Source organism: Pseudomonas sp. FW305-28, assembly GCF_017351395.1.
Classification (GTDB): Bacteria; Pseudomonadota; Gammaproteobacteria; order Pseudomonadales; family Pseudomonadaceae; genus Aquipseudomonas; species Aquipseudomonas fluorescens_AA.
In genome coordinates, this window is the sequence record NZ_JACNDD010000068.1 from 1 (window position 1) to 15,167 (window position 15,167).

14 protein-coding genes and 1 pseudogene are annotated in these 15,167 nt (G+C 63.7%); 7 read left to right on the plus strand and 8 right to left on the minus strand.

Features of this window, described 5'->3' with window-relative positions:
* Positions 1-138 precede the first annotated feature (138 nt).
* From J4E53_RS31120 to J4E53_RS16910, 7 genes and pseudogenes are all read right to left on the minus strand, one after another.
* A complete protein-coding gene (locus J4E53_RS31120) occupies positions 139-960 on the minus strand; it encodes a methyl-accepting chemotaxis protein (protein WP_371914218.1) in 822 nt (273 codons plus the stop codon).
* Positions 961-1,044: 84 nt separating this feature from the next.
* A pseudogene (locus J4E53_RS31125) lies at positions 1,045-1,818 on the minus strand (cache domain-containing protein); the annotation flags it as partial.
* Between the two features lie 228 nt (positions 1,819-2,046).
* Positions 2,047-3,363 carry a Na+/H+ antiporter family protein gene (locus J4E53_RS16890; protein ID WP_162491262.1) on the minus strand — a complete coding sequence of 439 codons (1,317 nt, stop codon included), beginning with the start codon at positions 3,361-3,363 and terminating at the stop codon, positions 2,047-2,049.
* Positions 3,364-3,611: 248 nt separating this feature from the next.
* A complete protein-coding gene (locus J4E53_RS16895; RefSeq protein WP_060741425.1) occupies positions 3,612-4,925 on the minus strand; it encodes a sensor histidine kinase in 1,314 nt (437 codons plus the stop codon).
* Complete coding sequence (locus J4E53_RS16900) at positions 4,922-5,590, minus strand: response regulator transcription factor (protein ID WP_053123507.1); 669 nt, start codon at positions 5,588-5,590, stop codon at positions 4,922-4,924. The genes J4E53_RS16895 and J4E53_RS16900 overlap by 4 nt, the downstream gene beginning before the upstream one ends.
* Positions 5,590-5,901, minus strand: a complete 312-nt coding sequence (locus J4E53_RS16905; protein ID WP_060741424.1) for a PepSY domain-containing protein — start codon at positions 5,899-5,901, stop codon at positions 5,590-5,592. The genes J4E53_RS16900 and J4E53_RS16905 overlap by 1 nt, the downstream gene beginning before the upstream one ends.
* Positions 5,901-6,209, minus strand: a complete 309-nt coding sequence (locus tag J4E53_RS16910) for a PepSY domain-containing protein (protein ID WP_103308775.1) — start codon at positions 6,207-6,209, stop codon at positions 5,901-5,903. The genes J4E53_RS16905 and J4E53_RS16910 overlap by 1 nt, the downstream gene beginning before the upstream one ends.
* Before the next feature lie 231 nt (positions 6,210-6,440).
* Here J4E53_RS16910 and J4E53_RS16915 point away from each other — a divergent pair, with 231 nt between their 5' ends.
* The 5 genes from J4E53_RS16915 (at position 6,441) to codA (ending at position 11,776) form a co-directional block, all read left to right on the plus strand.
* Positions 6,441-7,520, plus strand: coding sequence for a hypothetical protein (locus tag J4E53_RS16915; protein WP_103308774.1), 1,080 nt, complete (start codon positions 6,441-6,443; stop codon positions 7,518-7,520).
* 83 nt (positions 7,521-7,603) lie between these two features.
* Positions 7,604-7,960, plus strand: a complete 357-nt coding sequence (gene queD, locus J4E53_RS16920; protein ID WP_025212792.1) for a 6-carboxytetrahydropterin synthase QueD — start codon at positions 7,604-7,606, stop codon at positions 7,958-7,960.
* Between the two features lie 180 nt (positions 7,961-8,140).
* Entirely contained in the window at positions 8,141-8,971 is an 831-nt protein-coding gene (locus J4E53_RS16925; protein WP_060741421.1) for an alpha/beta fold hydrolase, read from the plus strand.
* A 273-nt stretch (positions 8,972-9,244) separates the two neighbouring features.
* Positions 9,245-10,516, plus strand: coding sequence for a cytosine permease (codB, locus tag J4E53_RS16930; protein WP_103310192.1), 1,272 nt, complete (start codon positions 9,245-9,247; stop codon positions 10,514-10,516).
* 12 nt (positions 10,517-10,528) lie between these two features.
* Entirely contained in the window at positions 10,529-11,776 is a 1,248-nt protein-coding gene (gene codA / locus J4E53_RS16935; protein ID WP_092166899.1) for a cytosine deaminase, read from the plus strand.
* Positions 11,777-11,975: 199 nt separating this feature from the next.
* On the opposite strand, the gene J4E53_RS16940 is transcribed toward codA, so the two are convergent.
* Complete coding sequence (locus J4E53_RS16940; protein ID WP_103310191.1) at positions 11,976-12,968, minus strand: diaminopimelate epimerase; 993 nt, start codon at positions 12,966-12,968, stop codon at positions 11,976-11,978.
* 160 nt (positions 12,969-13,128) lie between these two features.
* Here J4E53_RS16940 and J4E53_RS16945 point away from each other — a divergent pair, with 160 nt between their 5' ends.
* Together J4E53_RS16945 and J4E53_RS16950 are read left to right on the plus strand one after the other, a co-directional pair.
* A complete protein-coding gene (locus J4E53_RS16945) occupies positions 13,129-13,785 on the plus strand; it encodes a carboxymuconolactone decarboxylase family protein (RefSeq protein WP_103310189.1) in 657 nt (218 codons plus the stop codon).
* Between the two features lie 129 nt (positions 13,786-13,914).
* The gene (locus J4E53_RS16950) at positions 13,915-15,066 is read left to right on the plus strand and encodes an MFS transporter (RefSeq protein WP_103310188.1); all 1,152 of its coding nucleotides are present in this window, start codon (positions 13,915-13,917) and stop codon (positions 15,064-15,066) included.
* Positions 15,067-15,167 lie beyond the last annotated feature (101 nt).

Here is a 15,167-nt window from a genome sequence, read left to right on the forward strand (position 1 = left end):
TGTGTTGGCGCCTGTTGAGCCCGGCAGGAACCGCCGAAGGCTGCGATCCTTCTTTCCCGATAAGACCCGGTTGCCCAGGTGAAAACATCTGGATCGAGAGCGAAAGATCGCAGCCTTCGGCAGCTCCTGAGGGTCAGGTCAGATCCGGAACTGCCCCACCAATTTGCCCAGGCGCTGGCCCAGGTCGGCCAGGCTGCGGGAGGTCTGGGCACCGAGCTGGGTTTCGTCGGCGACGCTGTCCACGGCCACGGCGATCTGATGCACGCTGCGGTTGATTTCCTCGGCCACCGCGGTCTGCTCTTCCGCGGCGCTGGCGATCTGGGCGTTCATCGAGTTGATGGTGCCGATCAACTGCGCCATGGTGTCGAGGGAGGCGCCCGCCTCGTTGGCCCGCTCCGAGGTGCCATCGCCGGCCTCACTGGAACGGCGCATCGCTTCCACCGCCGCGTGGGTGCCGGATTGCAGACGGTCGATCATGCCCTGGATTTCCTGGGTACTCTGCTGGGTCCGGCTGGCCAGGGCCCGCACTTCATCGGCCACCACCGCGAACCCACGCCCCGCCTCACCGGCACGCGCGGCCTCGATGGCGGCGTTGAGGGCCAGCAGGTTGGTCTGCTCGGCAATCGAACGAATCACCCCGAGCACACTGACAATCGAGGCCACGTCCTGCTGCAGGCTGTCCAGGGACACGCCGCTGCTGCGGATATCGTTCACCAACGCATGAATCTGCTGGATGCTGCCGGCCACCACGCGCTTGGCGGACTGGCCTTCTTCGTCGGTCTGCTGGGCCGCGACGGCGGCGCCCTGGGCACTGCGGGCGACTTCCTGGGCAGCCGAGGACATCTCGTTGATCGCCGTGGCAACCTGATCGGTTTCGTGGCGCTGACGTTCCATGGCCTGCTCGGAGCGCTGGGCCTGCTCGGAAACTTGTGTCACCAGGCCGGTCAGTTGCGAAGTCATGTCGGTGATCTGCCGCACCAGGCCATGGATCTTGTCGACGAAGCGGTTGAACGAACCGGCCAGTTGACCAAGCTCGTCCTGGCTGGTGATGGTCAGCCGACGGGTCAAGTCACCCTCGCCCGCGGCGATGTCGTCGAGGTTGTCCTTCATCAGGTGCAGGGGACGCAGGATCGTGTTGGCGAGCACCAGGCCCACCACCGCAATCACCAGCAACACCACCGCGGCAATCCCGACGATGCTCAAGATCACGCCTTGCAGGCGATCGTGGACCTTGGCCTCCACCAGTGCCACCTGGGCTTCGATGCCGTCCAGGTTGACCGAGCTACCGACCGCGAGGTCCCACTTGGGCAGGTATTCGGTGTAGCCAAGCTTGGGCACCAGGTCATTGCTGCCGGGCAGTGGCGAGCTGTATTCCAGATAATGCGTTCCGTCCTTGGCGACTTTCACCAGGTCACGGTTGACGTAGACACCGTTCGGGTCGCGGTTGTCCTTGAAACTCTTGCCCACGCCATCGGGGCTGTTGGCCTTGAACAGACGAATGGTCTCGGAGTCGTAGCCGAAGAAGTAGCCGTCCTTGCCATAGCTGATATTCGACAGCAGCTTGATCGCCTGGGCACGCGCCTCGTTATCGCCAGGCGCGGCGGCATCGTAGAGCGGCTTGATGGCGGTGAGGCCCACCGCCACGTAGTTCTGCAGCGTGGCCTTGGCCTCGCTGAGCAGGCGTTCGCGGGTCTGCTGGACCTCTTTGCTAGCTTGCTCCTTCAAGATGAAAGCCGTGGTCAGGCTGATGATCACGGCGGACAGCAATACCGGCAGTATCGCAAGGGACAGGACTTTAGCCTTCAGGCTCAGGCGCATGCTGTTCACTCTTGTAGGTGTTATTGGCGTGGTTAGCTGTATTAACGGCACCGCACGGCAAAACTGTAGGACAAGGTGAACGGCCCGTTGGCTGGGTCGCTGAATTCAAGGGCCTCATCGCGAGCAAGCTCGCTCCCACAGGGTTCGGCGGCGTCCACAATGCTTGTGTTCACACCGATCCACTGTGGGAGCGAGCTTGCTCGCGATTGAAGCGATTCGGTCTCGAGGCTACAACACCATCGCCGCCACCCAACCAAACGCCAGCAGCGGCAGGTTGTAGTGGATGAAGGTCGGGACCACGGTGTCCCAGATGTGATGGTGCTGGCCGTCGATGTTCAGGCCGGAGGTCGGGCCCAGGGTCGAGTCCGAAGCGGGCGAGCCAGCATCGCCCAGGGCGCCGGCGGTGCCGACGATGCAGACGATCGCCAGCGGACTGAAGCCCAGTTGCAGGCACAGCGGCACGAAAATCGTCGCCAGGATCGGCACCGTGGAAAACGACGAGCCGATGCCCATGGTCACCAGCAGCCCCACCAACAACATCATCAGCGCGCCGATGCCCTTGTTGTGGCCGATCCAGGCCGCCGAGGTTTCCACCAGGCTCTGGACTTCACCGGTGGCCTTCATCACTTCGGCAAAGCCCGAGGCGGCGATCATGATGAAGCCGATCATCGCCATCATCTTCATGCCTTCGGTGAACAGGTCGTCGGTCTCGCGCCAGCGCACCACACCCGATACCGAGAAAATCAGGAAGCCGACCAGGGCGCCGATGATCATCGAGTCGACCAGGAGCTGGATGGCGAACGCCGCGACAATCGCCAGCCCCGCCACCAGCAGGGTCATGGGGTTGTAGCGCACCGCCACCTGCTCGACCCGGGCGATCCTCTTCAGGTCGTAGACGCGTTTCTTGCGGTAGCTGAACAACGACAGCAGCAGGCCGAACACCATGCCCAGCGCCGGAATGCCCATGGCGTGGGTGACGTTGATGCCACTGACGTCCACGCCGCTGCGGGCGATGTTGGCCAGCAGGATTTCATTGAGAAAGATATTGCCGAAGCCCACCGGCAGGAACATGTAAGGGGTGATCAGGCCGAAGGTCATGACGCAGGCGATCAAGCGGCGGTCCAGTTGCAACTTGGTCAGCACATAGAGCAGCGGCGGCACCAGCAACGGGATGAAGGCGATATGGATCGGCAGAATGTTCTGGGAGGCGACCGCGACCGTCCCCAGCAGGCCGATCAGCACCCACTTGACGCCCGTGCCACCGGCGGCGTCCTGGCGATCCACCAGGGCCAGGGCTTTGTCCGCCAGGGCGTGGGCCATGCCAGACTTGGCAATCGCCACGGCGAAAGCGCCGAGCAAGGCGTAGGACAGCGCCACCGTCGCACCGCCACCCAGGCCGGCATTGAACGCCTTGAGCGTCGCCTCGATCCCCAGGCCACCCGTCAGGCCACCCACCAACGCGCCGATAATCAGCGCGATCACCACATGCACGCGGGACAGGCTGAGCACCAGCATGACGCCAACCGCGGCAATTACTGCATTTATCATCGTTACCTCAAAGCACAGCGATGGAAAGCCACCGGACAAAAAGGTCGCGACTTTGCAGCAAGCGGCGGCAAGCTGCAAGGGCCGTGGGGCGGGTTTTCAAGTCTCGCAATATTGACGACCACCACCGCCCCCCCTCTGTGGGAGCGAGCTTGCTCGCGATAGCAATCTTTCGGTGGCTATCCATGTGACTGAACTGACGCCATCGCGAGCAAGCTCGCTCCCACAGGGGGGGCGGAGCCGTGAGATCAGCGCTTGGGCAGCTCGATCACGACCTTCAATCCACCCCACTCGCTGTCGTCCAACGCCAGCATTCCGCCCCAGGTGTCGACGATGTCCCGCACGATGCCCAGGCCCAGGCCGTGTCCATCGGTCTGTTCATCCAACCGCGTGCCGCGGCTGAACACCTGGTCGCGGCGGTCCGCGGGGATGCCCGGGCCGTCGTCCTCCACGGCCAGGCTGAAACCCTCGGCCGTCTCGGTCATGGTCAGGCGGACCTCGGCATCGGCCCATTTGCAGGCGTTGTCCAGCAGGTTGCCCAACAATTCCAGCAGGTCTTCACGGTCCCAGGGCAGGTGCAGGCCTGGCGGGGCGACATAGCTCAGGTGCAGGTGTTCACCGTGGATCATGTTCAGCGTGGCCAGCAACCCCGGCAGCTCGGCGTCACAGTCCAGGTGCGCGCCGGGCAAGGCATCGCCGGACAGGCGGGCGCGGTTGAGTTCGCGGTTCAAGCGCTGGCGGACCTGCTCCAGTTGATCGAGCAACAGTTTGCGCAACTCGGGATAAGGGTCGAGCTTCTCGTTCGACGCCAGGCTTTGCAGCACCGCCAGTGGGGTTTTCAAGGCGTGGCCGAGGTTACCCAAGGCATTGCGCGAACGCTTGAGGCTGTCTTCGGTGTGGGCCAGCAGATGGTTGATCTGCGTCACCAGCGGTTCCAACTCCCGTGGCACCTGTTCGTCGAGTTGCGAACGTTGCCCGCGCTGCAACTGGGCAATTTGCTCCCGGGCGCGGTCCAGCGGACGCAAGGCTCGGCGCACGGTGATGCGTTGCAGCAACAGAATCAGCAACAGCCCCGCCAACCCGAGCCCGAGGCCGATCTGTTGCATCCGGCGGAAGCTGTCACGCACGGGGGTGTAGTCCTGGGCCACGCTGATGGAAATCGCCTGGCCCAACCGTCGATAATCGGTACGCAGCACCAGCAGCTTCTGGCCCTCGGGCCCCAGTTGCAGGTTGCTGTGCAGGCCGGGGTGGTCGAGCCGAGGCAACTCCTGGTCCCACAGGGAGCGGGAACGCCAGTGCGCATCGGCAAAATCGATGCGGAAATAATGCCCGGAAAACGGCCGCTGATAGGCCGGCGACAGGCGGCGCTCATCCAATTGCAAGCCCTGCGGGCCGCGCACCAGGGCCACCAGCAGGTTCTCGCTGTCGTTACGCAGCCCCGCTTCCAGGTAACGCTGCAGGCCCAGCTCGAACAACCACAGGCTGGTTTGCGCCAGAACCAGGCCGACCACCACCATCACACCGATCAGGCCCAGGCTCAGGCGCCGCTGGATGGATCTCACTGCGCCTGCCCGCCGAACAGGTAACCCTGGCCGCGGCGGGTTTCGATCACGCTGCGTCCCAGCTTGCGCCGCAGGTGATTGACGTGGACTTCCAGCACGTTGGAATCGCGCTCGGTCTCACCGTCGTACAGGTGTTCGGCGAGATGGCTTTTGGAGAGGATCTGCTCGGGATGCAGCATGAAATAACGCAACAGGCGAAATTCGGCCGCCGTGAGCTGGATGTCGGTGCCGTCGCGGACCACGCATTGGCGGCTCTCGTCCAGGTGCAATCCGGCAGCCTTGAGCGTCGGCTGGTTGACTTGGCCATGGGAGCGGCGCAGCAGCGCCTGGATCCGCAGGTGCAGCTCCTCAGGATGAAAGGGTTTGGTCAGGTAGTCGTCGGCCCCGGCCTTGAGGCCCTCGATACGTTCGGCCCAGGACCCGCGGGCGGTGAGGATCAGCACCGGCGTGGCCAGGCCGCCAGCGCGCCATTGGGCCAACACGTCGAGCCCCGGCACGCCCGGCAGGCCGAGGTCGAGGATGATCAGGTCATAGGGCTCGCTGCTGCCCTGGTACACCGCATCGCGACCATCGGCCAGCCAGTCGACGGCGTAACCCTGGCGTGCAAGCCCGGCCATCAGTTCATCGGCCAGGGGCACGTGATCTTCCACCAGAAGCAGGCGCATCAGTCTTCCTTATCTTTGAGTAAGCGGCCGGTCGTGGCCTCCAGGTCCAGTTCGCGCACGACGCCGTCGGTGTCCAGCAGCTCGACCTCATAAATATAGACGCCGTGTTTCTCCTCCAACTCGGCTTCCAGCAGTTTGGCGCCGGGGTGCAGGTCCAGCGCCTGTTGCAGCAGGTGCTCGAGCGGCAGGATCACGCCCTGCTGACGCAGTTGCAGGGCCTCGTCCTGATCCAGGTCCCGGGCCATGGCCAGCGAACAAAACGCCAGCAGCGCCAGCGCCCATCGACCATGGGCGCGTAGATTAAGCTTCATTACGTATCCTGATGATTCTTGAGTACCTCGCCGTTGACGGCATCCAATTCCAGGTCCCACTCAATGCCCTTGGCATCGCGCAAATCCACCTTGTAGAGGTACTTGCCGTACTCTTCCTCCAGCTCGGTGTCGGTCAAGGTAGCTCCAGGGTGCTCGGCCAGGGCAGCGGCGTCGAGTTTTTCAAAGGACAGGATGGTACCAGCGTCTTGCAGTTTGCGGGCTTCGTCCGCGTCCAGGTCTCGTGCCTGAGCCAGGCTCGTACCTAGGGCCATGAGGGTCGCGATGAAAAAGGCAGTCAGGCGGTTCATGGGTTGTCTCCTTTTTATAATCTTTAACGGGGCGACTGTAGCGGGGTGAACTTAACTGAAACTGAATCGCCATCATGGAACCCACATCAATAATGTGGGAGCGAGCTTGCTCGCGATGGCAGTGGGTCAGCGTGTAACGATGCAGGATGTGCCGCCGCTATCGCGAGCAAGCTCGCTCCCACAGGGTCTTGTGTCGTTATAATCATCCGCTTGTACGCATTCGAGACCGGTATGACCGCCATCCACATCAAGTTCCCCGCCCTCACCCTCAAGGCCGGCCCCCGTGCGTTCGGGCGGATTCGCCAGGCCGGCTTGAACGCCGCCGACGTCGGCATCCTGCCCGGCGCCGCCGGTGGCCCCAAGGCCCTGGGCATCCAAGGGCTGGACCTGGCGCTGTTCGGCGAATGGCTGCCCGCCGCGCCCCGGGAACGCTCGCTGATCGGGGCTTCGGTGGGAGCCTGGCGCTTCGCCAGCGCCTGCCTCCCGGACGCCGCCGAGGGGATCCGGCGCCTGGGCACCTTGTACAACGAACAAAGCTTCGCCAAAGGCGAGACCATGGCCGGTGTCAGCCAGAGCTCGCAGCGCATGCTCGATGACTTGCTCGACGGCCGCGACACCTCGATCCTCGACAACCCGCGGTACCGGCTCAACATCATGGTCGTCAAGAGCCACGGCCTGCTCGCCCAGGATCATCGCGGCCGGCTGGGCCTGGGACTGTCGTCGGTGATCGCCGACAACCTGCGGGGCCGTGCCCGGCTGTCGCGGCATTTCGAGCGGTTGATCATCCATGACCCGCGCCTGGCCCCGCCCCTGCATCCGTTGAATGACTTTCCGTCGCGTTTCGTGCCCTTGGCCGCCGGCAACCTGCGCCAGGCCCTGCTGGCGTCAGGCTCGATCCCGATGGTGATGGAAGGCGTGCGCGACCTGCCGGGCGCCGGTGCCGGCACCTACCGCGACGGCGGTCTGCTGGACTATCACCTCGACCTGCCCTACAGCGGCGAGGACATCGTGCTCTACCCGCATTTCACCGACCGGGTCATTCCCGGCTGGTTCGACAAGGGCCTGCCGTGGCGTCGGGGCAACGTCGACCGTCTGCAGGACGTGCTGTTGCTGGCACCGTCCCGGGAATACCTGGCGCGCCTGCCCTACGGCAAACTGCCAGACCGCAACGACTTCAAGCGCTTCATGGGCGATGACCCGAGCCGCCGCAAATATTGGCGCACGGCGATGGACGAGAGCCGCCGGCTCGGTGACGAGTTCCTCGAGCTGACGGCCAACGGCGGTTTGGGCGAGCGTTTGCTGACCCTTTAGTCAGCACGGTCGCGCAACGCCGTTATCAAACTGATAAACTCCGCCGCCTGCCTCGCGACCGCTACCTTAAAGAGCCCGAACCTGTGGAAATCTTCAAAGAGTTTACCTTCGAATCCGCCCACCGCCTGCCCCACGTGCCGGAAGGCCACAAGTGCGGCCGCCTTCATGGCCACTCGTTCAAGGTGGCGATCCACCTGAGCGGCGATATCGACCCGCACACCGGCTGGATTCGCGACTTCTCGGAGATCAAGGCGATCTTCAAGCCCCTCTACGAGCGCCTGGACCACAACTACCTCAACGACATCCCTGGCCTGGAAAACCCCACCAGCGAAGTGTTGGCCAAGTGGATCTGGAACGAGTTGAAGCCGTTGCTGCCGGAGCTCAGTGCCATCCGCATCCACGAGACCTGCACCAGCGGTTGCATCTACCACGGCGAATAAAACCTGTGGGAGCGAGCTTGCTCGCGATGACGGCGGCACATTCAACACCTAGGTGACAGACAGACCGCAATCGCGAGCAAGCTCGCTCCCACAGGCTTGGCTGCCATCACTGTGTTTTCCTGTCCCGTCAGCATTGGCCTATGCTTGCTCCCCTGAGCCATTTTCAGGGGAGTATCGAGCATGACCCACTGGCCGCTGGATCAAATCTACGACTTCAACGGACATCCCATCCGCTACGCCATCCACGGCGATGGCCCGCCGTTGGTGTTTGTCCACGGCACGCCCTTCTCTTCCTACGTGTGGCACCGGATCGCCCCGTTGTTCTTCGCCACCCACCGGGTGCATTACTTCGACCTGCTGGGGTATGGCCAATCCGCGCAACCCGATGCCGACGTGTCTCTCGGCGTGCAAAACCTGTTGCTCGCACAATTGCTGGAGCATTGGCGCCTGGATTGCCCGGACGTGGTGGCCCATGACTTTGGCGGCGCCACCGCCCTGCGCACGCACCTGCTCAACGGCAAGGATTATCGCAGCCTGACCCTGATCGACCCCGTGGCGCTGTCGCCCTGGGGTTCGCCCTTTGTACAGCATGTCCGCCAGCATGAAGCGGCCTTCAGCGGCCTGCCCGACTACATTCAGCGGGCCATCGTGCCGACCTATGTCCGCGGCGCGATCAAACGGGACATCCCGGACGTGGAACTGGCGCCCTACGTGCAGCCGTGGCTGGGCGAACCGGGCCAGGCGGCGTTCTACCGGCAGATCGCGCAGATGGACGAACGCTACACCCGTGAAGCCGAGGGCCTGTATCCGAACGTGCGCTGCCCGACCCAGATCCTGTGGGGCGAGGATGATCAGTGGATCCCCATCGAACGCGGCCGGGCCCTGCAACGGCTGATCCCGGGGGCACAATTGCACCCCGTTCCAAACGCCGGGCACCTGGTTCAGGAGGACGCGCCGGAGGCCATTGTCGCGGCGGTGTTGCGGTTTCTGCCATTGTCCTCCCCGACCTGAAAAACACTGCATTCCCCTGTGGGAGCGAGCTTGCTCGCGATGGCGACATGACAGTCACCTTGATGCTATCTGACACACCGCTATCGCGAGCAAGCTCGCTCCCACAGGGGCTCGTCGCGAATGAGATCTGTGTTCCAACTTGAATCACTCGCGCACCGCTTTTGATCCCTGCGCCCACCCAATCCCCAGGATTGTCTATAAATAATCTCGCGATCACCCGCTTGGCACGGCCGCTGCACGCTTGCGACATCCCTCACCCGCAAGGACCGCCACATGACTCAGAACGATCCAGGCAATGACTATCCCCTGAGCGAAGTCCCGCTGCACGCTCGCAAGGGCCTGGCCTCCACGGCCATGGTGCTGCTGGGTTTCACCTTTTTCACCGCCACGATGTTTGCCGGTGGCAAGCTGGGGGTGGCGTTCGGTTTTGCCGAGATGCTCACCGTGATTGTGATTGGCAACCTGCTGCTGGGCCTCTATGCCGCCGGCCTGGGTTACATCGCTTTCAAGAGCGGGCTCAATTCGGTGTTGATGGGGCGTTTCTGTTTCGGCGAGGTGGGCAGCAAGCTCAGTGACTTGATCCTCGGGTTCACCCAGATCGGCTGGTACGCCTGGGGCACGGCGACCGCCGCCGTGGTGCTGGGCAAGTATTTCGAATTGAGCGAGAGCACCGTGCTCGGGTTGATGGTGCTGTTCGGCCTGGGGTTCTGCGCCACCGCCTACGTCGGTTATCGCGGGCTGGAAATCCTTTCGTACATCGCCGTACCAGCCATGATGTTGCTGCTGATGCTGTCGATGTGGGTGGCGACGGTGAAGGTCGGCGGCTTCGAAGGCTTGCTGGCGGTGGTGCCTACGAGCAGCCTCGATTGGTCCACCGCCATCACGCTGGTGTTCGGCACCTTCGTCAGCGGCGCGACCCAGGCCACCAATTGGACGCGGTTCTCCCGCTCGGCGAAGGTCGCGGTGCTGGCGAGCCTGATCGGCTTCTTCCTGGGCAACGGCCTGATGGTGCTGATCGGCGCCTACGGGGCCATCGTCTATCAGCAACCGGACGTGGTCGAAGTGTTGCTGCTGCAGGGCTTCGCCATGGCGGCGATGGCGATGCTGCTGCTCAACATCTGGAGCACCCAGGACAACACCATCTACAACTTCGCCGTGGCCGGTTGCAATCTGCTGCGCACCCGCCGGCGCAAGACCGTGACCCTCGGCGGCGCCGTGATCGGTACGCTGTTGGCCCTGCTGGGCATGTACGATTTACTGGTGCCGTACCTGATTCTGCTGGGCACCGTGATCCCGCCCATTGGTGGCGTGATCATGGCCGATTTCTTCTTCCGCTGGCGCGGTCGCTATCCAAGCCTGGCCGAAGCGCAGTTGCCTGCATTCAACTGGCCTGGGCTGTTCGCCTATGGGCTCGGCACGGTCGCCGCGTTCAATTCGCCGTGGGTCGCGCCACTGGTAGGAATCGCCACCGGCGCGCTAACGTATGTGCTATTGATCGGCGTAATGGGTATTCGCACCGCTGACGCACCTCTACAAGACCTATAAAGGATTTGCCCGATGCACATCATCAACGCCCGCCTGCGCAACCGCGAAGGCTTGCATGAACTGCACCTGGAAAACGGCCTGATCGCCAACATCGCCCGCCAGACCGAAGCCCCCAGCCTCGGCCCGGAAGACCTCGACGCCGGCGGCAACCTGGTGGTCCCACCCTTCGTCGAACCACACATCCACCTGGACGCCACCCTCACCGCCGGCGAACCGCGCTGGAACATGAGCGGCACGCTGTTCGAAGGCATCGAGTGCTGGGGCGAACGCAAAGCCACCATCACCCAGGAAGACACCAGCACCCGCGCCAAGAAAACCATCCAGGCCCTCGCCGCCCATGGCATCCAGCATGTGCGCACCCACGTCGATGTGACCGACCCCGAACTCACGGCGCTCAAGGCCATGCTGGAAGTGCGCGAGCAAAGCCGTCACCTGATCGACATGCAGATCGTCGCGTTTCCCCAGGAAGGCATCGAGTCCTACCGCAATGGCCGCGAGCTGATGGAAGAGGCGATCCGCATGGGCGCCGACGTGGTGGGCGGCATTCCCCACTTCGAGTACACCCGCGACCAGGGCGTCAGCTCGGTGAAATTCCTCATGGACCTGGCCGAACGCACCGGCTGCCTGGTGGATGTGCATTGCGACGAAACCGACGACCCGCACTCGCGCTTTCTCGAAGTGCTCGCCGAAGAAGCCCGCAGCCGCGACATGGGCGCCCGCGTCACCGCCAGCCACACCACGGCCATGGGTTCCTACGACAACGCCTACTGCGCCAAGCTGTTCCGCCTGCTCGGGCACTCGGGCATCAGTTTTGTCTCTTGCCCCACCGAAAGCATTCACCTGCAGGGGCGTTTCGACACCTTTCCCAAACGCCGTGGGGTCACTCGGGTCAATGAGCTGCTCGAAGCCGGGATGAACGTGTGCTTCGGCCAGGACTCCATCGTCGACCCGTGGTATCCCCTGGGCAACGGCAACATCCTGCGTGTGCTGGAAGCCGGGCTGCATATCTGCCACATGCTCGGCTACCGCAACCTGCAAAGCGCCCTGGACCTGGTCACCGACAACAGCGCCAAGGCCATGGCCCTGGGCGAGCGCTACGGGCTGGAACCCGGCCGCCCGGCGAACCTGCTGATCCTGTCGGCGGACAGCGACTACGAAGTGATCCGCAGCCAGGGCTTGCCGCTCTACTCGATTCGCAATGGCGAAGTGCTGATGAAGCGGCAGATGCCGGTGGTGGAGTTTGCGCAGCAGCCCGGCTGATTTCCCTGTGGGCGAACTTGCTCGCGACGGCGGTGGGTCAGTTGCATTGATGTTGGATGTAGTGCCGCCATCGCGAGCAAGCTCGCTCCCACAAGGGATCTTCAGTGGACATAAATGTTGAGTCCGGCACAGGGCCCCTGTGGGAGCGAGCTTGCTCGCGATAGCGGTATGAACCGCACCGCAAAATCTCCAGAACGCCCTACGGCACAAGCCGCGCCGCACCAAACAACCTGACCCGCACCAACTCGCCCGCCGCTTCTTCCAGCAAAATCGGCGCCGTGCCGCCGGGCATCACCACCCTCACCACGCCCGCCTTCACCCAGCCCACCCGCCACGCGGCACTGGCCACGGCACTGGCACTGGTACCCGAGGACGCGGTAGGGCCTTCGCCGCGCTCAAACACCCGCGCCGCGATTCGCCCTTCGGCTTCCAGGCGGGCCCATTGCAGATTCACCCCGGCGGGGCACGGCAGCCCGGCGCCACTCGGGGCGGCATAGGCGATGCGAACCAGGCTTTGCGACAGCGCCGCAGCGCGCATCTGCGAATTGCTCGGCAACGCCTCGGCACCGTCCACCAGCGTCACGCAATGGGGGTTGCCAATGTTCACGAATTGGCTGTTGCCCCACGCCGGATTCAACCGTTCAAGCGCCGCCACACGGCTGACATCGCACTGGTTGAACATCACACGCTCGACGTCCTGGGCACCGACGGCCCCGGACCCGAACAGCGGTTTGCCCAGGTCCAGCCAGAAGCCTTGGGTGCCTTCGAATTCAGCAGCGCGAACCGAGGTTTGCAGCGGTGACAAACCGTCGGATTTATCGTGATGAACCTGCAGCAAGCAATCACCCGTCCCCGCCATCAAGCCCTGCTCTTGCAAGGCCTGGGAGAAAATCGTCAGGCCATTGCCGCTGCGCTCGGCCAGTGTCCCGTCGGTATTGACGATCAATAGATCAAAGGGCGGTTCACTCTGGAACGGGCCAATCAGCAACCCATCACTGCGATGAGCCTTGGCATCCGGCGGCGCCTCACCCGGCGCCCAGGCGCAGAACGCGTGCACGGCCGCCGCTGCCCAGGACTCGCGGGTCTGCGCGGCCTGGGCGGCCGACGGAGGCAGATCGATGCCATGGTCACGGGCCTGCTGCGGTGAAACGACTCCATAGATATTGCCGCGTGCGTCGTAGAAGGGTGCCATGCATCGGGTCCGGAGAAAGCCAGAAGGGGCCGGTAGTTTAGGCGAAGCCTGCTTCATACAGCCAAATCTTTGCGCCGCAACCTGTCAGGTTCGACAGGTGCGCAGCTATCTGGTGAACCAGTACTTTAGGCACGCAAGCTCCCAGCACAAGGACGCCCCCATGAAGAGTAAACATCCCTCCAGTCCCATGGCCGAGCTCTACAGCGAAGGCCGAAAACATTTCATCGAGCTGGTGCCGGACGGCGGCGCACGACTCGACGCGCTGTTCCATACCGCGCCAGCGCTCGGTGAGTTGGCGGTCGGCGTCGTCTACGGCCATTTACAGAGTCGCCCCGGCCTTGACTCGCGCTTGCGCGAAGCCGCGACGCTGGCAGCCATCGTCGCGGCCAGCACGGTGGGGCCGCCCTTGAGCGTACATTTCAGGACCGGCGCGGCGTCCGGCCTGGCGCCGGGAGAAATCGTCGAGCTGGTCGTGCAAGCTTCGGCGTTCACCGGTTTCCCTAGAGCTGTCTCCGCGGCCGATCAACTCAATCGGCTGTTCGAAGACGCGGGCCTTGTCTCACCCCCACCACCAACGCCACGAGAAGTGACGCTGGCGTTTTGCGAAAGCGTGCGCAAGGGCCGCCCGCCCATCCCGGTCTCCCCCGAAATCAAGCGATTGTTGCGCCAGGCCCGACGCTTCTCGGCCCAGGCAACGTCAGCCCGAAACGTGATCGTTGAGTGCTTCGATGAGCAACAGGTATTCCCCATCGCTCTTATTTATTTTGATGTGGAGGCAGACCGGGTGGTGAGCATCAGGCTGTACAAGGCCCAGTGACCCACGGTGTCCAAGGAGGGTGCTTCAGAGCTTCGGCACCTTGGGGTCGCGGTGCGGTCAGTGAATATGCAAGCATAGCCCCCCTGCCTGCACCACCGCACTGCACCGCCCGAAAACCAAGGACGTTTCATGACTGCCATCACGCCCCCGCCCACCTTTGTCCCCGGACGCCTGGAACAGATGTCCACCCGCATCGCCTACCTCATCGCCGGCATCGGCATCGCCGCCTGGGCGCCGCTGGTGCCTTATGCCAAGGTGCGGGCGAACCTGGATGAAGGCACCCTCGGCTTGCTGCTGTTATGCCTGGGGGTCGGGTCGATCCTGGCGATGCCGATTTCCGGTGCGCTGGCGACGCGGTTCGGCTGCCGCCGGGTGCTCAGCGGCGGCACGCTTCTGATCTGCCTGGCGTTGCCGTTGCTGGCGACAATGACTTCCCTGCCCTGGTTGGTGGCGGCGTTGTTCCTGTTTGGCGCCGGGCTTGGCACCGTAGACTCGACCGTGAACCTGCAAGCGGTGATCGTCGAGCGGGCCAGTGGCAAGACCATGATGTCGGGTTTCCACGGCATGTTCAGCCTCGGCGGGATCATTGGCGCCGCCGGCGTGAGCGCCCTGCTCGGCCTGGGGCTTTCGCCGCTGGGGGCGACGCTGGTGGTCAATGGCGTGCTGCTGGTGGCGTTGTTCAAGGCGGCGCCGCACTTGTTGCCCTACGGCAGTGAAAGCTCGGGGCCGGCGTTCGCCATTCCCCATGGTGTGGTGCTGTTTATTGGCATCCTCTGTTTCATCGTGTTCCTGGCCGAAGGCGCGGTGCTGGACTGGAGCGCCGTGTTCCTGACCACCGAGCGCGCCGTGGATACCGCCTATGCCGGGCTGGGTTATGCCGCCTTCGCGCTGACCATGACCGTCGGCCGCCTGACCGGCGACTCGGTGGTGCATCGCCTGGGGGCCAAACGCGTGATCATCTATGGCGGGTCGATCGCCGCCGCGGGGTTCCTGCTGGCGACCCTCACCCCGATGTGGCAAGCGGCGCTGCTGGGGTATGCGTTGGTGGGTGCCGGGTGTTCGAACATCGTGCCGGTGTTGTACACCGCCGTCGGCAAACAGACCCTGATGCCGGAAGCGATCGCCGTACCGGCCATCACCACCATCGGCTATGCCGGCATCCTCGCCGGTCCGGCGCTGATTGGTTTCGTCGCCCATGGCAGCAGCCTGAGCTTTGCGTTTGGGTTGATTGCGTTGTCGCTGGTGGCGGTTGCGGCCAGTGGCAAAGTGTTGAAGGTCTGAATTCTCTACAGACCTTGTGGGAGCAAGGCTTGCCCGCGATGAAGATGACGCGGTCCTTTTTGAGACCGAGGTGCCTGCATCGTGAGCAAGCTTTGCTCCCA